The organism is Pseudomonas sp. CBS (assembly GCF_024734645.1).
In the GTDB taxonomy this organism is placed as follows: Bacteria; Pseudomonadota; Gammaproteobacteria; order Pseudomonadales; family Pseudomonadaceae; genus Aquipseudomonas.
Genome location: NZ_CP102929.1, coordinates 5,426,187 through 5,447,401 on the forward strand (window position 1 = coordinate 5,426,187; position 21,215 = coordinate 5,447,401).

General features: G+C 60.9%; 18 protein-coding genes. 8 read left to right on the top strand and 10 right to left on the bottom strand.

Annotated elements, in window-relative coordinates; genetic code table 11:
• Positions 1-55 precede the first annotated feature (55 nt).
• Both NVB75_RS24735 and NVB75_RS24740 read right to left on the bottom strand, forming a co-directional pair.
• Positions 56-271 carry a TIGR02450 family Trp-rich protein gene (locus NVB75_RS24735; protein ID WP_003208432.1) on the bottom strand — a complete coding sequence of 72 codons (216 nt, stop codon included), beginning with the start codon at positions 269-271 and terminating at the stop codon, positions 56-58.
• A complete protein-coding gene (locus tag NVB75_RS24740) occupies positions 268-1,254 on the bottom strand; it encodes an NAD(P)/FAD-dependent oxidoreductase (RefSeq protein WP_258343743.1) in 987 nt (328 codons plus the stop codon). The genes NVB75_RS24735 and NVB75_RS24740 overlap by 4 nt, the downstream gene beginning before the upstream one ends.
• A gap of 209 nt (positions 1,255-1,463) precedes the next feature.
• Between NVB75_RS24740 and NVB75_RS24745 the strand changes: the two genes are divergently transcribed.
• Both NVB75_RS24745 and hemH read left to right on the top strand, forming a co-directional pair.
• On the top strand, positions 1,464-2,363 hold the full coding sequence (locus tag NVB75_RS24745) for a TIGR01777 family oxidoreductase (RefSeq protein WP_258343744.1): 900 nt from the start codon (positions 1,464-1,466) through the stop codon (positions 2,361-2,363).
• Between the two features lie 14 nt (positions 2,364-2,377).
• A complete protein-coding gene (gene hemH / locus NVB75_RS24750; RefSeq protein WP_258343745.1) occupies positions 2,378-3,403 on the top strand; it encodes a ferrochelatase in 1,026 nt (341 codons plus the stop codon).
• A gap of 1,618 nt (positions 3,404-5,021) precedes the next feature.
• On the opposite strand, the gene NVB75_RS24755 is transcribed toward hemH, so the two are convergent.
• The 3 genes from NVB75_RS24755 to algW form a co-directional block, all read right to left on the bottom strand.
• Positions 5,022-5,741: a DUF4198 domain-containing protein gene (locus tag NVB75_RS24755; protein WP_258343747.1), complete on the bottom strand. Its 720-nt coding sequence runs from the start codon at positions 5,739-5,741 to the stop codon at positions 5,022-5,024.
• A 12-nt stretch (positions 5,742-5,753) separates the two neighbouring features.
• Positions 5,754-7,865 carry a TonB-dependent siderophore receptor gene (locus tag NVB75_RS24760; protein ID WP_258343748.1) on the bottom strand — a complete coding sequence of 704 codons (2,112 nt, stop codon included), beginning with the start codon at positions 7,863-7,865 and terminating at the stop codon, positions 5,754-5,756.
• 108 nt (positions 7,866-7,973) lie between these two features.
• Positions 7,974-9,128 (bottom strand): Do family serine endopeptidase AlgW, encoded by a 1,155-nt coding sequence (algW, locus tag NVB75_RS24765; protein WP_258343749.1) that lies wholly within the window; start codon positions 9,126-9,128, stop codon positions 7,974-7,976.
• A 103-nt stretch (positions 9,129-9,231) separates the two neighbouring features.
• Here algW and NVB75_RS24770 point away from each other — a divergent pair, with 103 nt between their 5' ends.
• From NVB75_RS24770 to cysN, 3 genes are all read left to right on the top strand, one after another.
• On the top strand, positions 9,232-9,990 hold the full coding sequence (locus NVB75_RS24770) for a Nif3-like dinuclear metal center hexameric protein (protein ID WP_258343750.1): 759 nt from the start codon (positions 9,232-9,234) through the stop codon (positions 9,988-9,990).
• A 256-nt stretch (positions 9,991-10,246) separates the two neighbouring features.
• Complete coding sequence (gene cysD / locus NVB75_RS24775; protein WP_063033107.1) at positions 10,247-11,164, top strand: sulfate adenylyltransferase subunit CysD; 918 nt, start codon at positions 10,247-10,249, stop codon at positions 11,162-11,164.
• 9 nt (positions 11,165-11,173) lie between these two features.
• Positions 11,174-13,072, top strand: coding sequence for a sulfate adenylyltransferase subunit CysN (cysN, locus tag NVB75_RS24780; protein WP_063033106.1), 1,899 nt, complete (start codon positions 11,174-11,176; stop codon positions 13,070-13,072).
• Positions 13,073-13,246: 174 nt separating this feature from the next.
• Here cysN and NVB75_RS24785 read toward each other — a convergent pair whose 3' ends face one another.
• From NVB75_RS24785 to NVB75_RS24795, 3 genes are read right to left on the bottom strand one after another with little or no spacing between them, the layout of a single operon-like run.
• Entirely contained in the window at positions 13,247-14,140 is an 894-nt protein-coding gene (locus NVB75_RS24785; RefSeq protein WP_076014989.1) for an acyltransferase, read from the bottom strand.
• Positions 14,141-16,240, bottom strand: a complete 2,100-nt coding sequence (gene pta, locus NVB75_RS24790; RefSeq protein ID WP_017476010.1) for a phosphate acetyltransferase — start codon at positions 16,238-16,240, stop codon at positions 14,141-14,143.
• Positions 16,241-16,300: 60 nt separating this feature from the next.
• The gene (locus NVB75_RS24795) at positions 16,301-16,639 is read right to left on the bottom strand and encodes a DUF3565 domain-containing protein (RefSeq protein WP_258343751.1); all 339 of its coding nucleotides are present in this window, start codon (positions 16,637-16,639) and stop codon (positions 16,301-16,303) included.
• Here NVB75_RS24795 and NVB75_RS24800 point away from each other — a divergent pair.
• From NVB75_RS24800 to NVB75_RS24810, 3 genes are all read left to right on the top strand, one after another.
• Positions 16,608-17,093 carry a peptidylprolyl isomerase gene (locus tag NVB75_RS24800; protein WP_003208457.1) on the top strand — a complete coding sequence of 162 codons (486 nt, stop codon included), beginning with the start codon at positions 16,608-16,610 and terminating at the stop codon, positions 17,091-17,093. The genes NVB75_RS24795 and NVB75_RS24800 overlap by 32 nt on opposite strands.
• A 135-nt stretch (positions 17,094-17,228) precedes the next feature.
• Complete coding sequence (locus tag NVB75_RS24805; protein ID WP_258343753.1) at positions 17,229-17,711, top strand: glutathione peroxidase; 483 nt, start codon at positions 17,229-17,231, stop codon at positions 17,709-17,711.
• 196 nt (positions 17,712-17,907) lie between these two features.
• The gene (locus NVB75_RS24810; protein ID WP_258343754.1) at positions 17,908-19,011 is read left to right on the top strand and encodes an NADH:flavin oxidoreductase; all 1,104 of its coding nucleotides are present in this window, start codon (positions 17,908-17,910) and stop codon (positions 19,009-19,011) included.
• Here the strand turns inward: NVB75_RS24810 and NVB75_RS24815 are convergent.
• A complete protein-coding gene (locus NVB75_RS24815; protein WP_258343756.1) occupies positions 18,980-20,182 on the bottom strand; it encodes a glycosyltransferase family 1 protein in 1,203 nt (400 codons plus the stop codon). The two genes, NVB75_RS24810 and NVB75_RS24815, sit on opposite strands and share 32 nt — an antisense overlap.
• Before the next feature lie 64 nt (positions 20,183-20,246).
• Positions 20,247-21,002 (bottom strand): sulfate transporter CysZ, encoded by a 756-nt coding sequence (gene cysZ, locus NVB75_RS24820; protein ID WP_258343758.1) that lies wholly within the window; start codon positions 21,000-21,002, stop codon positions 20,247-20,249.
• Positions 21,003-21,215: the final 213 nt, after the last annotated feature.

Genomic DNA, 21,215 nt, shown 5'->3' on the forward strand with positions numbered 1-21,215 from the left:
TCATAGGTTTGAAGCTGTACAAGTCAAATAATTTGTACAGGTATTTGCAGGATGGCTATTTCCAGCCGATTTTCCAGTCTTCGGCGTTTTGCAGGGTTTGCCAGGCCAGGCGCTGAACGCGATGGCTCATCACCGCTTCCAGTTCGATTTCCTGCACATCGCCTTCGTCGTCGCGCAACAGTTTGGTCACCAGGAAGTGTTTTTCCTTGTGCTGCGGGCGGGCTGCTGTCCACTTCGACAGCAGCAACTTGGCGGGATTGATCCGGTTCATTGCAGATGCTCGATCAACCGCCGTGCCGCTTCCTGGCCGCTGAGCCAGGCACCTTCCACACGGCCCGACAGGCACCAGTCGCCGCACACGTACAAGCCCAGGTCGGCGTCGGCCAGCACGCCAAACTCATGGCTGGTGGACGGCCGTGCATACAGCCAGCGGTGGGCGAGTGTGAAGGACGGCGCGGGCATGGCGCTGTGCAAAAGTTCGGCGAAGGCACCGTGCAGGTGTTCGATCACCGCTTCCTTGGACAGGTCCAGGTGTTGCTTGCTCCAGGTGCTGGTGGCGTGCAGTACCCAGGTGTCGAGGGTGGTGTCGCGCCCGGGTTTGCTGCGGTTGCGGGCCAGCCAGTCAAGCGGGCTGTCCTGCACGAAGCAGCCTTCCATGGGGGTGTCCAACGGTTTGTCGAAGGCCAGGGCGACGGCCCAGGTCGGGTCCATTTTCACCCCGGCGGCGGCACTCGCCAGCTTCGGCGCGGCGGCCAGCAAGGCAGTGGCTTGGGGCGCCGGGGTGGCAATGATCACGTGGCTGAACGGGCCGTGGTTTTCGCCGTCGGCGTCCAGCAGGTTCCAGTGGTGTTTGCCCTGGAACACTTCGGTGATGCGGCAACCGAACTGCACCGGCAAGTCATCCAGCAGGGCGCGGGTGATCGCACTCATGCGCGGCGTGCCGACCCAGCGGATCTGTTCATCGGGGGAGGGCGTCAGTTGCCCGGACTTGAAATTGTACAGCTGCGGCTTCCACTGCTCGGCACAACCATCGGCCTGCCAGCGTTGCACCTCGTTGACGAAGCGCCGGTCGCGGGCGGTGAAGTACTGCGCGCCCATGTCCAGTGCCCCCGCATCGCTGCGCTTGCTGGACATGCGGCCGCCACTGCCGCGGCTTTTATCAAAGAGTTGTACAACGTGCCCCGCGTTTTTCAACGCTCGGGCGGCGGAGAGACCGGCGATGCCGGTGCCGATGATCGCGATGGGAACAGTCATGGGAGGCCTCGTTTTACCGTTGGGTACAGACTACGCCGACACCAATAGCTGTACAATATTGTTTTTTGGTATAAGTTTTGGCGTACCTGATCGTTTGGCGTGACCTATGGTTAACCGTGAGGGTTTAACCACCGTTGCGCCCGATTAAAACATCCCTGTCTATAAAATAGACTAACGGTGGTCGGCGAACGTTACACGAGGAACGACTCATGCACATTTTGCTGACCGGCGGTACGGGTTTGATCGGCCGCCAACTTTGCCAATACTGGCTTGCCCAGGGCCATCGCCTTACGGTCTGGAGCCGCCATCCTGAACAAGTAGCCAAATTGTGTGGCGCCCAAGTGCGCGGCATTGCTCGCCTGCAAGACGTAAACGAGCCGGTGGACGCGGTGGTCAACCTCGCCGGCGCGCCGATTGCCGATCGGCCCTGGACGCATAAGCGCAAGGCGCTGCTGTGGAGCAGCCGCATCGGCCTCACCGAAACATTACTGGCCTGGCTTGAGGGCCTTGAGCAAAAACCGGCGGTGTTGATTTCCGGTTCTGCGGTGGGCTGGTACGGCGACGGCGGTGAGCGTGAGCTGACCGAAGACAGCGGCCCGGTACAGGACGATTTCGCCAGCCAGCTCTCCATTGCCTGGGAAGAAACCGCCCAGCGCGCCGAGGCTTTGGGTATCCGCGTAGTCCTGGTGCGTACCGGGCTGGTGCTGGCGGCCGAGGGCGGCTTTTTGTCGCGGCTGTTATTGCCGTTCAAACTGGCGCTGGGCGGGCCGATCGGCAATGGTCGGCAGTGGATGCCGTGGGTCCATATAAAGGATCAAATCGCCCTGATTGATTTTCTTCTGCACAAGAGCGATGCCCGCGGTCCTTATAATGCCTGCGCGCCACACCCGGTGCGCAATCTCGAATTCGCCAAGACCCTGGGCAAGGTGCTGCACCGCCCGGCGTTCATGCCCATGCCGGCGTTTGCCTTGCGCATCGGCCTGGGCGAACTGTCCGGTTTATTGCTGGGCGGCCAGCGGGCTTTGCCACAGCGTCTGTTGGCCGCCGGTTTCACTTTCCAGTTCACTGAGTTGCACGCGGCCCTGGACGACTTGTCCAGCCGCCTCTAGAAATAGGATGTTGCATGACGGATCACGCGTTGTTACTGGTCAACCTGGGTTCACCGGCCTCCACTTCGGTGGCGGATGTGCGCAGCTACCTTAATCAATTTCTGATGGACCCTTACGTCATCGACCTGCCGTGGCCGGTGCGGCGCTTGCTGGTGTCGCTGATCCTGATCAAGCGCCCGGAGCAATCGGCCCATGCGTACGCTTCGATCTGGTGGGACGAAGGTTCGCCGCTGGTAGTCCTCAGCCGCCGCCTGCAACAACAGATGACCGCGCAGTGGACTCAGGGGCCGGTGGAACTGGCAATGCGTTATGGCGAGCCGTCGATTGAAAGCGTACTGACGCGCCTGGCGTCCCAGGGCATCAAGAAAGTCACCCTCGCGCCGTTGTACCCGCAATTTGCTGACAGCACCGTGACCACGGTGATCGAAGAAGCCCGACGCGTGGTGCGGGACAAAAAGCTGGCGATCGAGTTTTCGATTCTGCAGCCCTTCTACGATGAACCGGAGTACCTCGACGCCTTGGCCAACAGCGCCAGGGCCTATGTGGAACAGGATTTCGATCACTTGCTGCTGAGCTTTCATGGGTTGCCCGAGCGCCACCTGAAAAAGCTCGACCCTACCGGACAGCACTGTTTCAAGGACGCCAACTGCTGCCAGAACGCCTCACCCGAGGTGCTTGCCACGTGCTATCGCGCGCAGTGCTTCAGCGTTGCGCGGGACTTCGCGGAGCGGCTGGGGTTGCCGGATGGCAAATGGTCGGTGGCGTTCCAGTCGCGGCTGGGCCGGGCCAAGTGGATCGAACCCTATACCGAGGCACGCCTTGAAGCGTTGGCTCAACAAGGCGTGAAGAAGTTGCTGGTGATGTGCCCGGCGTTTGTCGCGGACTGCATCGAAACGCTGGAGGAGATCGGCGATCGTGGCCTGGAACAATTCCGCGAAGCGGGGGGCGAGGAGCTGGTGTTGGTGCCTTGCCTGAATGATGACCCGCAGTGGGCGGTGGCGCTCAATACCTTGTGTGAAAGAGCGCCGGTTGCACTGTAATCAAGCCGAGTGAGGACTGAATGTGGGAGCCCACTCTGAATTTTCGGTGTTACTCGTGATGCGGCTCGCCCAGGAAGGTCAGGGAGCTGGAAAGAGCGCCGGTGGCGCTGTAATCAAGCCGAGTGAGACTGAATGTGGGAGCGGGCTTGCTCGCGAATACGGTGGGTCAGTTAATGAAGATAGCGACTGACACACCGCCTTCGCGAGCAAGCCCGCTCCCACATTGACGGTGCCCACTCTGAATTTTCGGTGTTACTCGTGATGCGGCTCGCCCAGGAAGATCAGGGAGCTGGAAAGAGCGCCGGTTGCACTGTAATCAAGCCGAGCGAGGACTGAATGTGGGAGCGGGCTTGCTCGCGAATACGGTGGGTCAGTTAATGAAGATAGTGACTGACACACCGCCTTCGCGAGCAAGCCCGCTCACACACTGACTGTGCCCACTCTGAATTTTCGGTGTTACTCGTGATGCGGCTCGCCCAGGAAGGTCAGGGAGCTGGAAAGAGCGCCGGTTGCACTGTAATCAAGCCGAGTGAGGACTGAATGTGGGAGCGGGCTTGCTCGCGAATACGGTGGGTCAGTTAATGAAGATAGCGACTGACCCACCGCCTTCGCGAGCAAGCCCGCTCCCACATTGACGGTGCCCACTCTGAATTTTCGGTGTTACTCGTGATGCGGCTCGCCCAGGAAGGTCAGGGAGCTGGAAAGAGCGCCGGTTGCACTGTAATCAAGCCGAGTGAGGACTGAATGTGGGAGCGGGCTTGCTCGCGAATACGGTGGGTCAGTTAAAGAAGATAGCGACTGACCCACCGCCTTCGCGAGCAAGCCCGCTCCCACATTGATGGTGCCCACTCTGAATTTTCGGTGTTACTCGTGATGCGGCTCGCCCTGAAAGGTCAGGGAGCTGGAAAGAGCGTCGGTTGCACTGTAATCAAGCCGAGTGAGGACTGAATGTGGGAGCGGGCTTGCTCGCGAATACGGTGGGTCAGTTAATGAAGATAGCGACTGACCCACCGCCTTCGCGAGCAAGCCCGCTCCCACATTGACGGTGCCCACTCTGAATTTTCGGTGTTACTCGTGATGCGGCTCGCCCAGGAAGGTCAGGGAGCTGGAAAGAGCGCCGGTTGCACTGTAATCAAGCCGAGTGAGGACTGAATGTGGGAGCGGGCTTGCTCGCGAATACGGTGGGTCAGTTAAAGAAGATAGCGACTGACCCACCGCCTTCGCGAGCAAGCCCGCTCCCACATTGATGGTGCCCACTCTGAATTTTCGGTGTTACTCGTGATGCGGCTCGCCCTGAAAGGTCAGGGAGCTGGAAAGAGCGCCGGTTGCACTGTAATCAAGCCGAGTGAGGACTGAATGTGGGAGCGAGCAAGCCCGCTCCCACATTGACGGTGCCCACTCTGAATTTTCGGTGCTACTCGTGATGCGGCTCGCCCAGGAAGATCAGGGAGCTGGAAAAAGCGCCGGTGGCACTGTAATCAAGCCGAGTGAGGACTGAATGTGGGAGCGGGCTTGCTCGCGAATACGGTGTGTCAGTTAATGAAGATAGCGACTGACCCACCGCCTTCGCGAGCAAGCCCGCTCCCACATTGACGGTGCCCACTCTGAATTTTCGGTGTTACTCGTGATGCGGCTCGCCCAGGAAGGTCAGGGAACTGAACAGTCCGCGAGTCGCGACATCAGCATTGTCTTTAAGCGGGATCTCAACCTGCGCCGCAATCACATTCAATCCTTCATTCCTCACCAGTACCTGGGCACGACCCTCTTTATCGGTCTCGGTGCTCAAGGTGTTCGGTGCGTTGCGATAGTCTCCGATCAGCTTGACTCCTGCCGCCGGCTTGCCATCCAGCAGCACCCGTACGGGCAGTGATTTACCCGGGCCGACCGTCAGCGGATCAACTTCCGGCAAGATCAGCAGTTTGATCTGATCCAGCTTCGGCAACTTCGCCCCCGGCTGGTAGATCGCCAGGCTGTACTTGAAGGTCTGGGTCGACTCAATCGCCCCCGGCACTTTGCTGCGGCCCTCGTTGATCCACTTCTTGTCAGGCGTCTGTGACCACATCCCGTTATCCAGGGCGACCGCCAATACAGCCGGCGATTTGAGCGGCTTCAGGCGCGCATGGTCGGGCAGACGTTCCACGGTCACCGGGATCATTTTGCCGCTGGCGTCGTAGGCCCAGGCGCCGCTGATTTTCTGCGCCTTGAACGCGTTGTCTTCGGCGCCGTGGCCGTAGATCACTTCGATATTGCCGCGCCGTTGTTCGGTCCACAGCCCGTGGGCCGAGACTTGGGTGGCAAACAGCAGGCCGAGCACGGCGAGGGATTTGAAGGCTTGCATGGAGACGTCCTTTTACAGGTTGAGGGTCAGGCTGACGGTGAAATTGCGCGGCTCGCCGGGGTTGACCCAGTAATTGCTGTAGGAGCGCTCGTAGTACTTTTCATCGAACAGGTTGTTGAGGTTCAGGCCCACGGTGACGTTGTCGCTGGCCTTGTAATGGGCCAGCAAATCGACGGTGTGGTAGGCCGGTAATTCAAAGCTTTTGCCGGCTTCGCCGGAGCGGTCGCCGACGTAGGTAAAGGCCGCGCCGAGGTCGGAGCCACGTAATAGGCCGTCCTGGAATTCATACACCCCGAGCAAACTGCCGCTCCGTTTGGCCACGCCGAGAATCCGGCTGCCCGCAGGGATGTCTTTGTCGCCTTTGGTCACTTCGGCGTCGATGTAGGCAAAGGCGCCGATCACCCGTATCGCGTCAGTCACTTGCCCGGTCAGTTGCAGGTCAAAACCCTGGCTGCGTGCTTTGCCCATGGCCCGCTGGGTGTCGGTGGCCGGGTCTTGGGTCAGGACATTTTCCTTCTCGATATGGAAGGCGGCGAGGGTGGTGCTCAGGCGGTCGTCGAACAGCTCGCTCTTGATCCCGATTTCATAACCCACGCCCTCTTCGGGCTTGAAGGATTTGCCGCCGGCGTCCAGGCCATTGTTGGGTTTGAACGAGGTGGAGGCGTTGGCGAACAGGCCCACTTCGGGCGTCAACTGATAGAGCAGGCCAGCGCGTTGGGTCAGGGCATCATGAGTCTGCCGGCTTTTGGCGTGGTTGCGGGCGAAGTCGTCGGTGTGTTGCTCGAAGTGTTCGAAGCGTGCGCCGATAATCCCGCGCAGGCGGTCGGTGAAGATGATCTGGTCCTGCAGGTTCAGCGCCTGGCTCTTCACCTGTTCGAAAAAGTCGGTACCCGAGCGTCCGCCGTTGGGTTTTGGCTTGCCATAGACCGGCTTATAGATGTCGAGGGTGTAGTTGCCGCCAGCAATCGCGGTGACTCGTTCTTTCTTGCGGTAATCCTCGTATTCGGTGCCGATCAGCAACTCGTGCTGCCAGCTGCCGATGTCGAACAGGCCGCGCAGTTCGAGCTGGGTGATGCTGTCGTGCCAACCGGTGGAGCGTTCGCGGTAGCGACGGTTGAGGGTGTGGCCGTCGGCACTCAGTGGGCGGTTTTCCGACGCATCGCCCCACAGGCTGCCCTGTTTGTAGTGGCTGGCCAGGCGCAGTTGCCAGGCATCGTTGAGGTGATGTTCGAGGGTGGCTTGCAGGCGGTTGTTGTGGTTGCGGATATCGCCGTCGTTGGGCTCGCCGAGGAAGGTCGAGCGGGAAACGCCGCTCCAGCGATTGTTCGGCGCGACGATGCCACGGTCGAAGGTGGAGCGGTGGCGCACGAATTCGCTTTCTACCAGCAGGCGGGTGTCCGGGTCCAGTTGCCAACTGATGGAGGGCGCGACGAAAACCCGTTTGGCCTCCACGTGGTCGCGGAAGCTGTGGTTGTCTTCCACCGCCAGGTTGACCCGTGACAACACGTTACCCTCGCTGTCGAGCGGCGTGTTCACGTCCAGCGCGGTGCGATAGCGGTCCCAGCTGCCGGCGCTGGTCTGCACGGTGGTGAAGGCTTCGGGCTGCGGCTTCTTGCTGACGATATTCACCGTGCCGCCCGGGTCGCCACGGCCATACAGGCTGGCGGCGGGGCCCTTGAGCACTTCGATGCGCTCGATATTGGCCGCATCCGGCGTGCTTGGGTAACCGCGGTTGGCACTGAAGCCGTCGACGTAAAACTCTGAGGTGGTGAAGCCGCGAACGCTGTATTCGTAAAGCGTCAGGCCGCCGAAGTTGTTCTGTCTGGATACGCCGCCGGCAAATTCCAGGGCGCGCTCGACGTTGGTACTGCCCAGGTCCGTGAGCACCGAGGCGGGAATCACGCTGATGGATTGTGGGATGTCTCGCAGGGCGGTGTCGGTTTTGGTAGCGCTGGCGGAGCGGGTGGCGCGATAGCCTTTGATGGGGCTGGTGGCGGATTCAAACGCCTCACTGGTGATGCGGGTGGCCTCCAGTTCAAGGGTGGCGGTGTCTTCGGCGTAGACCGGGTCTACCAACAAACCCAGGGCGATTCCCGCCAGTGGGGCAAATCTTCGAGACGGCATGATAGAACGTTCCAATAGCGATATTGAAACAATATAACATCTCTATTGAGAGTAATTTTCTTCTGAAACATTAGGTAACAGGAGCCCGCGAGCGGGCTCCTTTCCAGGTTATTCCTCTTCTTTCACCGGCGCCGGCGGCGGACGCAGGCCGATCTCTGCCGACAGCTTGATTTCCTTGCCATTGCGCATCACCTGGATCGCCACCTTGTCGGTCGGCTTGATCCGCGCCACCTGGTTCATCGATTTGCGGCCATCACCGGCCGGCTCGCCGTCGATGCTGAGGATCACATCCCCCAGTTGCAGGCCGGCTTTCTGCGCCGGGCCGTCGCGGAAAATCCCGGCGACCACGATGCCTGGGCGCCCGGTCAGGCCAAACGACTCGGCCAGTTCCTTGGTCAGCGGTTGGACTTCAATCCCCAGCCAGCCACGAATCACCTGGCCATGCTCGATGATCGACTTCATCACTTCCGTCGCGAGTTTTACCGGGATGGCGAAGCCGATGCCTTGGGAGCCACCGGACTTGGAGAAGATCGCGGTGTTGATGCCGGTCAGGTTGCCGTTGGCATCCACCAGCGCGCCGCCGGAGTTGCCCGGGTTGATCGCCGCGTCGGTCTGGATAAAGTCTTCGTAGCTGTTGAGGCCCAACTGGTTACGCCCGGTGGCGCTGATGATGCCCATGGTCACGGTCTGGCCCACACCGAACGGGTTGCCGATGGCCAGCGCCACGTCACCTACGCGCAAGCCTTCGGAACGACCGATGGTGATCGAAGGCAGGCTTTTCAGATCGATTTTCAGCACAGCGAGGTCGGTTTCCGGGTCGCTGCCGACTACGCGGGCCAGGGTTTCCCGGCCATCACGCAGGGCCACCACAATCTGGTCGGCGCCGGTGGTCACGTGGTTGTTGGTCAGGATGTAGCCTTCGGGGCTCATGATCACGCCGGAGCCGAGGCTGGATTCCATGCGTCGCTGCTTGGGCGAGTTGTCGCCGAAAAAGCGCCGGAACTGCGGGTCTTCAAACAGCGGATGCGCCGGTTTGTTGATGACTTTGGTGGTGTACAGGTTCACCACGGCGGGCGCGGCGATCATCACCGCGTCGGCGTAAGTCACCGGGCCTTGTACCACCGCGCTGGTTTGCGGTGCCTGTTGCAGGTTGACATCGAGGGTCGGCAGACCGACCAGTTGTGGATAACGCTGAATAATCAGCATCGCGATCAGCACGCCAGCCAACAATGGCCATCCAAAAAAACGCAGTGCCTTGAGCATTAAGAAAAATCCTGACGGGTTGCAGGGGGCGGGAGAGCGCCCATAATGTCGCGCATTATACGAGGCCGTGAGCGCCTCTGAACGGGATATTTAGGAGTCTTTTATGGCCGTTGCCCTGAGCACCCTAGTCGAGGAAGCGGACCGCTACCTTAATAGTGCAAAAATCGCCGATTACTGCCCCAACGGCCTGCAGGTCGAGGGCCGCCCGCAAGTGCTGCGCATCGTCAGCGGCGTGACCGCCAGCCAGGCATTGCTGGACGCGGCCGTCGAAGCCCAGGCCGACCTGGTGCTGGTGCACCACGGTTACTTCTGGAAAGGCGAAAGCCCGTGCATCACCGGCATGAAGCAGCGCCGCCTGAAAACCCTGCTCAAGCACGACATCAGTTTGCTGGCCTACCACTTGCCCCTCGACCTGCACCCGGAGGTCGGCAACAACGTGCAACTGGCCCGGCAACTGGACATCACCATCGAAGGCCCACTGGACCCGGACAACCTCAAGGTCGTCGGCCTGGTGGGCTCCCTGGCCGAACCGGTGTCGCCCCGCGATTTCGCCCGCCGTGTGCAGGAAGCCATGGGCCGCGAGCCGCTGCTGATCGAAGGCAGCGAGATGATCCGTCGGGTCGGCTGGTGCACCGGTGGTGGCCAGGGCTATATCGACCAGGCGGTGCTGGCCGGTGTCGACCTGTACTTGAGCGGCGAAGCCTCGGAGCAGACCTTCCACAGCGCCCGGGAAAACGACATCAGCTTCATAGCGGCCGGGCATCACGCCACCGAACGGTATGGTGTACAGGCGTTGGGTGATTACCTGGCGCGACGCTTCGCCCTCGAACACCTCTTCATCGATTGCCCAAACCCGATCTGACGAACACCACCGGACACATGTGGGAGCGGGCTTGCTCGCGAATGCGGTGCATCAGTCGCCATATGCATTGACTGACACACCGCATTCGCGAGCAAGCCCGCTCCCACATTTGATCGAGTTGAGCCAAACCGGGCGGTATATTGATATACCGTTTCGATCTAGCCAGCTCCCTCAATAGAATCAGGTGCTGTGCTAGCATGCCCCGCTCGAACACGGCCCGCTGGCCGTCCATAAGATCGTTTTTCCGTGAGTAGCCATGGTCGACAAACTGACGCATCTGAAACAGCTGGAAGCGGAAAGCATCCACATCATCCGCGAGGTCGCCGCCGAGTTCGATAACCCGGTGATGCTCTACTCGATCGGTAAAGACTCCGCCGTGATGCTGCACCTGGCACGCAAGGCATTTTTCCCGGGCAAGCTGCCGTTTCCGGTGATGCACGTCGACACCCGCTGGAAATTCCAGGAGATGTACAAGTTCCGCGACAAGATGGTCGAGGAACTGGGCCTGGACCTGATCACCCACGTCAACCCGGACGGCGTAGCGCAGGGCATCAACCCGTTCACCCACGGCAGCGCCAAGCACACCGACATCATGAAGACCGAGGGCCTGAAACAGGCACTCGACAAATATGGTTTCGACGCCGCATTCGGCGGTGCCCGTCGCGATGAAGAGAAATCCCGCGCCAAAGAGCGCGTGTACTCGTTCCGCGACAGCAAGCACCGCTGGGACCCGAAAAACCAGCGCCCGGAGCTGTGGAACGTCTACAACGGTAACGTCAACAAGGGCGAGTCGATCCGTGTGTTCCCGCTGTCCAACTGGACCGAGCTGGACATCTGGCAGTACATCTACCTTGAAGGCATTCCGATTGTTCCGCTGTACTTCGCCGCCGAACGCGAAGTGATCGAGAAAAACGGCACGTTGATCATGATCGACGACGACCGCATCCTCGAGCACCTGTCTGACGAAGACAAAGCCCGAATCGTCAAAAAGAAAGTACGTTTCCGTACCCTTGGCTGCTACCCGTTGACGGGCGCGGTGGAGTCCGAAGCCGAGACGCTGACGGACATCATTCAGGAAATGCTCCTGACGCGAACTTCCGAGCGCCAGGGCCGTGTCATCGACCACGATGGTGCAGGCTCGATGGAAGATAAAAAACGTCAAGGCTATTTCTAAGGGGCTGTCATGTCGCATCAATCTGATTTGATCAGCGAGGACATCCTCGCCTACCTGGGCCAGCACGAGCGCAAGGAAATGTTGCGCTTCCTGACCTGTGGCAACGTCGACGACGGCAAGAGCACCCTGATCGGGCGCCTGCTGCACGACTCCAAGATGATCTACGAAGATCACCTGGAAGCCATCACCCGCGATTCGAAGAAGTCCGGCACCACCGGTGACGACATCGACCTGGCCTTGCTGGTCGACGGCCTGCAGGCCGAGCGTGAGCAGGGCATCACCATCGATGTTGCCTACCGCTACTTCTCCACCGCCAAGCGCAAATTCATCATCGCCGACACCCCCGGCCATGAGCAGTACACCCGCAACATGGCCACCGGTGCCTCCACCTGTGACCTGGCGATCATCCTGATCGACGCCCGCTACGGCGTGCAGACCCAGACCCGTCGCCACAGCTTTATCGCCTCGTTGCTGGGGATCAAACACATCGTGGTGGCCGTCAACAAGATGGACATCAACGGCTTCGACCAAAGCGTATTCGAGTCGATCAAGGCCGATTACCTGAAGTTCGCCGACGGTATCGCGTTCAAGCCGAGCACCCTGGCCTTCGTGCCGATGTCGGCGCTCAAGGGCGACAACGTGGTGAACAAGAGCGAGCGTTCGCCCTGGTACACCGGCCAGTCGTTGATGGAGATTCTCGAAACTGTCGAGATCGCCAACGACCGCAATTACACCGACCTGCGTTTCCCGGTGCAGTACGTCAACCGTCCGAACCTGAATTTCCGTGGTTTCGCCGGCACCCTGGCCAGTGGCATCGTGCACAAGGGTGACGAAGTCGTGGTGCTGCCGTCGGGCAAGAGCAGCCGCGTCAAATCCATCGTCACCTTTGAAGGTGAACTGGAAAACGCCGGCCCAGGCCAGGCCGTGACCCTGACCATGGAAGACGAGATCGACATCTCCCGTGGCGACCTGCTGGTACACGCCGACAACGTGCCGCAAGTGACCGACGCCTTCGACGCCATGCTGGTGTGGATGGCTGAAGAGCCGATGCTGCCGGGCAAGAAATACGACATCAAGCGCGCCACCAGCTACGTGCCGGGCTCCATCACCAGCATCGTGCATCGTGTTGATGTGAACACCCTGGAAGAAGGCCCGGCGAGCGCCTTGCAGTTGAACGAGATCGGCCGGGTCAAGGTCAGCCTCGACACGGTCATCGCCCTGGACGGTTACGCGAGCAACCGCACCACCGGGTCGTTTATCGTCATCGATCGTTTGACCAACGGCACCGTGGCCGCAGGCATGATCATCGCGCCGCCGGTGACTCACGGCAGCGCGGCGCAGCATGGCAAGTTGGCTCACGTGGCCACCGAAGAACGCGCCCAGCGCTTCGGCCAGCAACCGGCGACCGTGTTGTTCAGCGGCTTGTCGGGCGCCGGCAAAAGCACCCTGGCCTACGCGGTTGAACGCAAGCTGTTCGACATGGGCCGTGCGGTGTTTGTGCTGGACGGCCAGAACCTGCGCCACGACCTGAACAAGGGGCTGCCACAGGACCGTGCCGGGCGTACCGAGAACTGGCGTCGTGCCGCGCACGTGGCGCGTCAGTTCAACGAAGCCGGCTTGCTGACGCTGGCAGCGTTCGTTGCCCCGGATGCTGAAGGGCGTGAACAGGCCAAGGCGCTGATCGGCGCTGATCGTTTGCTGACCGTGTACGTGCAGGCTTCGCCACTGGTGTGTGCCGAGCGAGATCCGCAAGGCTTGTACGCGGCGGGCGGGGATAACATCCCCGGTGAGTCCTTCCCGTATGACGTGCCGTTGAATGCTGACCTTGTGATCGACACTCAGGCGTTGTCGCTGGAAGAGAGCGTGAAGCAAGTGCTGGAATTGCTGCGCCAGCGCGGCGCGATCTAAGCGTCCCGCGCACAAAAAAGCCCGCCACCGATCACTCGGTGGCGGGCTTTTTCATGCGAACCGTGATCTCCGTAGGAGCGAGCTTGCTCGCGAAAAACCTGAGTGCGCCGCGTTGAATCAGGATGCCAACGTCATCGTTAACGACCTTCGCGAGCAAGCTCGCTCCTACAGGTGTCAAGCAGGAAAGTCGCGGTGAAGCTGTTCCAGCAACACATCCTTCTCTTCCCACAACCGGTTGATCCAACCCTGGAACGCCAACCGATACTCCCCATCCTGCTCATAATTCTTGCCGATGAACTCGGCCGGAATCTGCACTTCCTCAAACTGCACGACAACCTCTTTCACATTCCCGCACAGCAAATCCCAATAACCGGGGCGCCCACCAGGATAGTGAATGGTCACGTTCACCAGCGACTTCAGCTGTTCACCCATGGCATCCAGCACAAACGCGATACCACCGGCCTTGGGCTTGAGCAGATAACGAAACGGTGACTTCTGCTGTGCATGCTTGCCCGGGGTAAACCGCGTGCCTTCGGCAAAGTTGAAAATGCCCACCGGGTTGTGGCGAAACTTCGCACAAGTCTTGCGGGTGGTTTCCAGGTCCTTGCCTTTCTTCTCCGGGTGCTTTTCCAGGTACGCCTTGGTGTAGCGCTTCATGAACGGGAAGCCCAGTGTCCACCACGCCAGGCCGATCACCGGGACCCAGATCAGCTCCTGCTTGAGGAAGAACTTCAGCGGGCGAATACGCCGGTTGAGCACGTATTGCAGCACCATGATATCGACCCAGCTCTGGTGGTTACTGGTCACCAGGTACGAGTGTTCATAGTCGAGGCCTTCCAGGCCCTTCAGGTGCCAGCGGGTGCGACACACCAGGTTCATCCAGGCCTTGTTGTTGCTGATCCAGGCCTCGTGGGTCTGGTTCATCAGCCATTCACTGAAGCGCTTGGCAAACGGCAACGCCTTGAACAGCGCTACGATAAACAGGAACGAGCACAGCAGGATCGTGTTCAACGCCAGCAACAGCGAGGCGATCACCCCGCGCACGGCAGCAGGTAGAAAATCCAGCATTTAGACATCCATAGGTCGGTTGGCGGCTTGAATCGCGGTCAATGCGATGGTGTACACGATGTCGTCCACCTGCGCCCCACGGGGCAGGTCGTTCACCGGTTTGCGCAGGCCTTGCAGCATCGGGCCAAGGCTGACGCAATCGGCACTGCGTTGCACCGCCTTGTGGGTGGTGTTGCCGGTGTTCAGGTCGGGGAACACGAACACCGTGGCCTTGCCCGCTACGAGGCTGTTAGGCGCCAGTTGCCGGGCCACGGTTTCGTTGGCGGCGGCGTCGTACTGCAATGGGCCGTCGATCAGCAGTGAGCTTTGGGCTTCGTGGGCCAGCAGGGTGGCTTCGCGGACTTTCTCGACTTCTTCGCCCGTGGCGGAATCACCGCTGGAATAACTGATCATCGCCACCCGTGGCGTGATGCCGAACGCGGCGGCCGAGTCGGCGCTTTGCAGGGCGATTTCCGCCAGTTCGGCGGCGCTTGGATGCGGGTTCATCACGCAGTCGCCGTACACCAGCACCTGCTCCGGGAACAGCATGAAGAACACCGACGAGACCAGGGTGCAGCCCGGCGCAGTCTTGATAAGTTGGAGGGCCGGGCGAATGGTGTTGGCGGTGGAATGGATGACGCCGGAGACCAGGCCGTCGACTTCATCCAGGGCGAGCATCATGGTGGCGATCACCACGGTGTCTTCCAGCTGCTGCTCGGCCATCGGCGCGTTGAGGCTTTTGGTTTTGCGCAGGGCCACCATCGGCTCCACGTAGCGCTGGCGAATCAAGTCCGGGTCGAGAATCTCCAGGCCTTCGGGCAACTCGATGCCATGGGCGCGGGCCACCGCTTCCACGTCCGCTGGCTTGGCCAGCAGCACGCAACGGGCAATCCCGCGCGCCTGGCAGATGGCCGCAGCCTGTACGGTCAGCGGCTCGCTGCCTTCGGGCAACACGATGCGCTTGTTGGCGGCCTGGGCGCGCTGGATCAATTGATAACGGAATACGGCGGGCGACAGGCGCATCTCCCGTGGCGTGCCGCAGCGCTGGTGCAGCCAGCGGGCGTCGAGGTGGCTGGCGACGAAATCGGTGATGATCTCCGCGCGCTCGCGGTCATCAATCGGGATTTCCTTGTTCAGGCTGTTGAGCTGGTTGGCGGTGTCGTAGGAGCCGGTGCTCACCGACAGCACCGGCAAACCGGCCTGGAACGCGCCCCGGCACAGGTCCATGATCCGTGGGTCGGGCAGGGTGTCACTGGTCAGCAGCAGGCCGGCCAACGGCACGCCGTTGATGGCGGCCAGGCTGACGGCGAGGATGATGTCGTCGCGGTCGCCGGGGGTCACCACCAATACGCCGGGCTTGAGCAGCTCCACAGTGTTACGCATGGTGCGGGCGCAGATGATGATTTTGGTCATGCGCCGGGTTTCGTAGTCACCGGCGTTGAGGATCTGCGCGCCCATCAGGTCGGCCACGTCGCGGGTGCGCGGGGCGTTGAGTTCCGGCTGGTACGGGATGCAGCCCAACAGCCGGAAATCGCCGCTGCGCAACAACGGCGAATGCTCTTTGAGCCGCGCCGAGAACGCCTCCATGCTTTCGTCGGTGCGCACTTTGTTGAGGATCACGCCCAACACTTTTGGATCTTTCGGGCCGCCAAACAACTGGGCCTGCAATTCCACGCGGCCGGAGAGTTCGGTGAGCACTTCGTTTTCCGGGGCCGAGACCAGGATCACTTCGGCGTCCAGGCTCTTGGCCAGGTGCAGGTTGACCCGGGCCGCATAGCTGGCGCTGCGGGTTGGCACCATGCCTTCGACGATCAACACGTCCTTGCCCACGGCGGCTTGCTGGTAAAGGGTGATGATTTCTTCCAGCAGTTCATCCAGCTGGCCGTCGCCGAGCATCCGCTCCACGTGGGCCAGGCCCAAGGGCTGGGGCGGTTTCAGGCCGTGGGTACGGGCCACCAGTTCGGTGGAGCGCTCGGGGCCGGTGTCGCCGGGGTGCGGCTGGGCAATCGGTTTGAAGAAGCCGACTTTCAGCCCGGCCCGTTCAAGGGTACGCACCAGCCCAAGGCTGATGGAGGTCAGACCCACACCAAAATCGGTGGGCGCGATAAAAAAAGTCTGCATGCGAATTCTCTGGAGGTGCATGGCTTCGGTGGCGGCCTATGGCTGGCTGCCTACCGGGAATCAGGTGCCAAGGTTATCTCTATCTGAGCCTTGCGCACACCAGCCGCACGTAAAGGGCTTGTCTATTTTTTCAAGGCGTTGCGCCGGGTCCGTGACCCAGGCGCGGGATTGCCAGGGTGGCTGGTGGCGCAGGTGCTGGGTGTGGCCACAGGAAAGCTCGACGACCCAGTGCCGGTCTTCGTCCTGGTGAAATCCGACGACCGTCGGGTCAGTTGTTCGACCCCGTCCGTCCGGGTTGTGTTCGCTTTCGGGCAAATCCTTGTTTAGACTTGTCCGTTCTTCATTCTTCTGCAAAAGGTCTCGCCCCATGCCGATCGCCGCCAATAAGGCTGTCTCCATTGACTATACCCTGACCAACGACGCTGGTGAGGTCATCGACAGTTCTGCCGGCGGCGCGCCGCTGGTCTACCTGCAAGGTGCAGGTAACATCATCCCGGGCCTGGAAAAGGCTCTGGAAGGCAAAGAGGTCGGTGACGAACTGACCGTTGCCGTAGAACCTGAAGATGCCTACGGCGAATACGCTGCCGAACTGGTCAGCACCCTGAGCCGCAGCATGTTCGAAGGCGTCGACGAGCTGGAAGTGGGCATGCAGTTCCACGCTTCCGCTCCGGACGGCCAGATGCAGATCGTCACCATCCGCGACCTGGACGGCGACGACGTGACCGTCGACGGCAACCACCCGCTGGCTGGCCAGCGCCTGAACTTCCAGGTGAAGATCGTCGCTATCCGTGACGCTTCCCAGGAAGAAGTGGCCCACGGCCACGTGCACGGCGAAGGTGGTCACCACCATTAATTGACTGAGCGCCGCTCTGTCAGTTGGAAAAAGGCGCCTTCGGGCGCCTTTTTCATTTGGCGGCTATTCTTGCCGACTTGGCGGCTGTAATCTCGAGTGGCCGTTACAAAGAACATGGGATATCTGGAGTTCGTCATGAGTGCTTTCCACGACCTTAAACTCAAAGCCCTGGATGGTCAGGAGCTGCCTCTGGCGCCCTTCAAGGGGCAAGTCGTGCTGGTGGTCAACGTCGCCTCCAAATGTGGTTTGACACCACAGTACGCTGCGCTGGAAAACCTCTATCAGCAATACAAAAGCCAGGGTTTCACCGTCCTCGGGCTGCCGTGCAATCAATTTGCCGGGCAGGAACCGGGCACTGAAGGAGAAATCCAGGCGTTCTGCACCCTTAATTACGGCGTGACCTTTCCCCTGGGCAGCAAGCTCGACGTGAATGGCCCTGATCGCCACCAGCTGTATCGATTGCTGGCGGGCGAGGGCGCCGAGTTTCCCGGGGACATCACCTGGAACTTCGAAAAATTCCTGCTGGGTAAAGACGGCCGGGTGCTGGCGCGTTTTTCGCCGCGTACACCGCCGGACGATCCCACCATCGTGCAGGCGATTGAAAAAGCATTGAGCTGATACTTTCAGCATTGCCGAGTGAGCTTCTGTGGCAAGGGAGCTTGCTGTGGCGAGGGAGCTTGCTCCCGCTGGGCTGCGCAGCAGCCCCATGCCCTCTCGCTTTTACCCCTTAATCACCCCAATCAATAGTGCTATCCAGCACGCTGCCCACTCCATATTATCCACATCATAAATTCCTTTCTGATGGAGTGCTCCCATGCCTGTCCAAGCCTTGTTCAAACCGTTCCAGCTCGGCGCACTGCAACTGCCGACCCGCGTGGTGATGGCGCCGATGACCCGTTCGTTCTCCCCGGGCGGCGTGCCTAACGCCAAAGTCATTGAGTACTACCGCCGCCGCGCCGCTGCCGGTGTCGGCCTGATCATCACCGAAGGCACTGTGGTCGGTCACCCGGCGTCCAATGGCTATCCGAACGTCCCGCATTTCTACGGTGAGGCCGCCCTGGCCGGCTGGAAGAAAGTGGTCGACGCCGTACATGCCGAAGGCGGCAAGATCGTTCCGCAACTGTGGCATGTGGGCAGCGTACGGCGCATCGGCACCGAGCCGGATGCCAGCGTCCCGGCTTACGGCCCGACCGAAAAACTCAAGGACGGCACCGTCGTCGTCCACGGCATGACCGTGCAAGACATCAAGGACGTGATTGCTGCGTTCGCCCAAGCCGCCAAGGATGCCCAGAGCATCGGCATGGACGGCGTGGAAATCCACGGCGCCCACGGTTACCTGGTGGACCAGTTCTTCTGGGAAGGCACCAACCAGCGCACCGACGAATACGGCGGCAGCCTGGCCAACCGTTCGCGTTTCGCCATCGAATTGATCCAGGCCATCCGTGCCGCCGTGGGCCCGGACTTCCCGATCATCTTGCGTTTCTCCCAGTGGAAGCAGCAGGACTACACCGCGCGCCTGGTGCAAACCCCGGAAGCGCTGGGTGAATTCCTCAAGCCGCTGTCTGACGCGGGCGTGGATATTTTCCACTGCTCCACCCGCCGTTTCTGGGAGCCGGAATTCGAAGGCTCCGAGCTGAACCTGGCCGGCTGGACCCGCAAGCTCACCGGCAAGCCAACCATCACCGTGGGCAGCGTCGGCCTGGACGGCGAATTCCTGCAGTTCATGGTCAACACCGACAAGGTCGCGCAACCCGCCAGCCTGGAAAACCTGCTGGAGCGCCTTAACAACGACGAGTTTGATCTGGTGGCTGTCGGCCGCGCGCTGCTGGTGGATCCGGATTGGGCGCTGAAGGTTCGCGAAGGCCGTGAAGGCGACATCCTGCCGTTCAGTCGTGAGGCGTTGACGACGTTGGTGTAAGGGGCGACAGGACGGGCACCGGTTGCTCGTCCTCGCATACCCCGCGTAACTGCCGCTCAAACTGCTCGATAATCGCTGGCCAACCCTGACGGCTGGCGTGCTGCCGGGCGTTGAGCCGCACCCGCCTTAGACTTTCCCGCTCTTCCAGCAGCCAATTGGCCGCATCGCAAAACGCTTCCTCATCCCCCGGCATCGCCAGCACGCCACTGTAGCCATGGCGAATGTGCTGGGTCGCGGCCGCCTGGTCGTACGCCACTACACCCAATCCTGAAGCCATGGCTTCCAGCACCACGTTACCGAAGGTTTCAGTGAGGCTGGGGAACAGGAACAGATCCCCGGACGCATAATGCCGGGCCAGTTCTTCACCGCGCAGGGTGCCGCAGAAAATCGCCTCCGGCAGTTCCTTTTCCAGCATCGCCCGTTGTGGCCCATCGCCGACGATGATCAGTTTCATCTGGCGCAGTGGATAGGTGTCCTGCAGCGTTTCAAAGCAGCGCTTGAGGAGCCCGAGGTTTTTCTCCTGGGCCAGGCGGCCCACGTGCAGCACCGCGATCTGGTCACTGTTCAATGCCCAGCTTTCACGCAGCGCATTGTCGCGCTTGGCCGGATGAAACAGCTGGCTGTCGACACCGCGGGCGAGCATGCCCAGGCGCTCGAAATGGCGGCGCTCCAGCTCCAGGCGCTGGCTGGCGCTGGGCACCAGGGTCAAGCTCGAGCGGTTATGGAACCAGCGCAGATAGTGGGTCAACGCCCGGCTCAACATGCCCAGGCCGTACTGGTTGGAGTACTGCTGGAAGTTGGTATGAAAGCCACTCACCACACTGATCCCCAGGCGCCGCGCCGCGCGTAACGCCGACAAACCCAGCGGCCCTTCAGTGGCGATGTACAGCACATCCGGACGCTGGCGGGTCCAGCGCCGCAGCAATTTGTGCATCGACGACTGGCCCCATTGCAGCCCCGGATAACCCGGCAACGGCCAGCCGCGGCAAAGCATCAGGCCATCGTCACTGGGCCGGCTCTGGTCGCTGCCCTGGCGTGGGCGAACCAGTTCGACTTGATGCCCACGCGCGCGCAAGCCGTCACACAGGCGGCCAAGGGTATTGGCCACCCCGTTGATCTCAGGCGGGAAGGTTTCGGTGATCAGGGTGATGTGGAGCGAAGCTGTCGTCATGACCCACAGTGTCGGCGTGGGCCATGTCGTCATTGTGTCTTTTGGATGATGGATTTGTGACGGCTCAGGCCTTTTTAACGATCATCGCCTCGGTGCCTTGCTCACGCACCCAGAACAACGTCGCCCCGGCCACCGCCGCCGGCATCATCAGCAGGTTCACCACCGGCACCAGCAGCACCAGGTAAACGATGCCGCCGAAGCTCATGCTCTGCCAGCGCTTCTGGCGCAGCCAGGCGAGCATTTCGTTCCAGCCCAGCTTGTGGTTGTCTGCCGGGTAGTCGATGTACTGGATCGCCATCATCCACACGCCGAACAGCAACCACAGCGGCGCGGCCACCAGGTTGACCACCGGGATGAACGACAGGATAAACAGGCCGATGGCCCGGGGCAGGAAGTAACCCAGTTTGCGCATTTCCCGGGCCAGGGTGCGCGGGACCATGGCCGCCAGTTCGCCCCAGCTGAATGCCGGGAAGTCATCGGTGCCGCGCACCACCACTTCGACCTTTTCCGACAGAAAGCCGTTGAACGGCGCGGCAATGATGTTGGCGAGCATGGTGAAGGTGAAAAACACCATCAGCACCACCAGCACCACAAATAAAGGCCACAGCAGGTAATTGAGGAAGCTCAGCCAGCTCGGCAGGGTCGGCATCAGCGTGTCGACCCACAGGCTGAACTGATGGCCGGCGAAGTAGATCAATCCGACGAACAGGATCAGGTTGATCGCCAGCGGCAGCAGCACGAACAGGCGCAAGCCGGGGCTGAGTACCAGTTTGAGGCCTTCGCGCAGGTATTGTGGGCCTGATAGAACGGGGGCGGGCATGGATGACTCCGGGCAATGGGGGCGAACGCGCCGACCTTACCGGCTTTGGGAGTACCGGGAAAGCACGGCCCGCCTCGCGACATTAACGGTAACAAAGGTGTCGATTAATAGAGGGCACGGGATAGAGACCACCTATGAGCTGGATTGTTATTCCGTATTTCCTTAATCTTGCCTCCCTCTATACGCTGCACCCATTATTTTCAGGATCTGCGA

Bases quoted from the DNA above. Each gene is read 5' to 3' on its own strand.
- NVB75_RS24735 (WP_003208432.1), bottom strand. From the start codon at position 271: ATGAACCGGATCAATCCCGCCAAGTTGCTGCTGTCGAAGTGGACAGCA.
- NVB75_RS24740 (WP_258343743.1), bottom strand. From the start codon at position 1,254: ATGACTGTTCCCATCGCGATCATCGGCACCGGCATCGCCGGTCTCTCC.
- NVB75_RS24745 (WP_258343744.1), top strand. From the start codon at position 1,464: ATGCACATTTTGCTGACCGGCGGTACGGGTTTGATCGGCCGCCAACTT.
- hemH (WP_258343745.1), top strand. From the start codon at position 2,378: ATGACGGATCACGCGTTGTTACTGGTCAACCTGGGTTCACCGGCCTCC.
- NVB75_RS24755 (WP_258343747.1), bottom strand. From the start codon at position 5,741: ATGCAAGCCTTCAAATCCCTCGCCGTGCTCGGCCTGCTGTTTGCCACC.
- NVB75_RS24760 (WP_258343748.1), bottom strand. From the start codon at position 7,865: ATGCCGTCTCGAAGATTTGCCCCACTGGCGGGAATCGCCCTGGGTTTG.
- algW (WP_258343749.1), bottom strand. From the start codon at position 9,128: ATGCTCAAGGCACTGCGTTTTTTTGGATGGCCATTGTTGGCTGGCGTG.
- NVB75_RS24770 (WP_258343750.1), top strand. From the start codon at position 9,232: ATGGCCGTTGCCCTGAGCACCCTAGTCGAGGAAGCGGACCGCTACCTT.
- cysD (WP_063033107.1), top strand. From the start codon at position 10,247: ATGGTCGACAAACTGACGCATCTGAAACAGCTGGAAGCGGAAAGCATC.
- cysN (WP_063033106.1), top strand. From the start codon at position 11,174: ATGTCGCATCAATCTGATTTGATCAGCGAGGACATCCTCGCCTACCTG.
- NVB75_RS24785 (WP_076014989.1), bottom strand. From the start codon at position 14,140: ATGCTGGATTTTCTACCTGCTGCCGTGCGCGGGGTGATCGCCTCGCTG.
- pta (WP_017476010.1), bottom strand. From the start codon at position 16,240: ATGCAGACTTTTTTTATCGCGCCCACCGATTTTGGTGTGGGTCTGACC.
- NVB75_RS24800 (WP_003208457.1), top strand. From the start codon at position 16,608: ATGCCGATCGCCGCCAATAAGGCTGTCTCCATTGACTATACCCTGACC.
- NVB75_RS24795 (WP_258343751.1), bottom strand. From the start codon at position 16,639: ATGGAGACAGCCTTATTGGCGGCGATCGGCATGGGGCGAGACCTTTTG.
- NVB75_RS24805 (WP_258343753.1), top strand. From the start codon at position 17,229: ATGAGTGCTTTCCACGACCTTAAACTCAAAGCCCTGGATGGTCAGGAG.
- NVB75_RS24810 (WP_258343754.1), top strand. From the start codon at position 17,908: ATGCCTGTCCAAGCCTTGTTCAAACCGTTCCAGCTCGGCGCACTGCAA.
- NVB75_RS24815 (WP_258343756.1), bottom strand. From the start codon at position 20,182: ATGACGACAGCTTCGCTCCACATCACCCTGATCACCGAAACCTTCCCG.
- cysZ (WP_258343758.1), bottom strand. From the start codon at position 21,002: ATGCCCGCCCCCGTTCTATCAGGCCCACAATACCTGCGCGAAGGCCTC.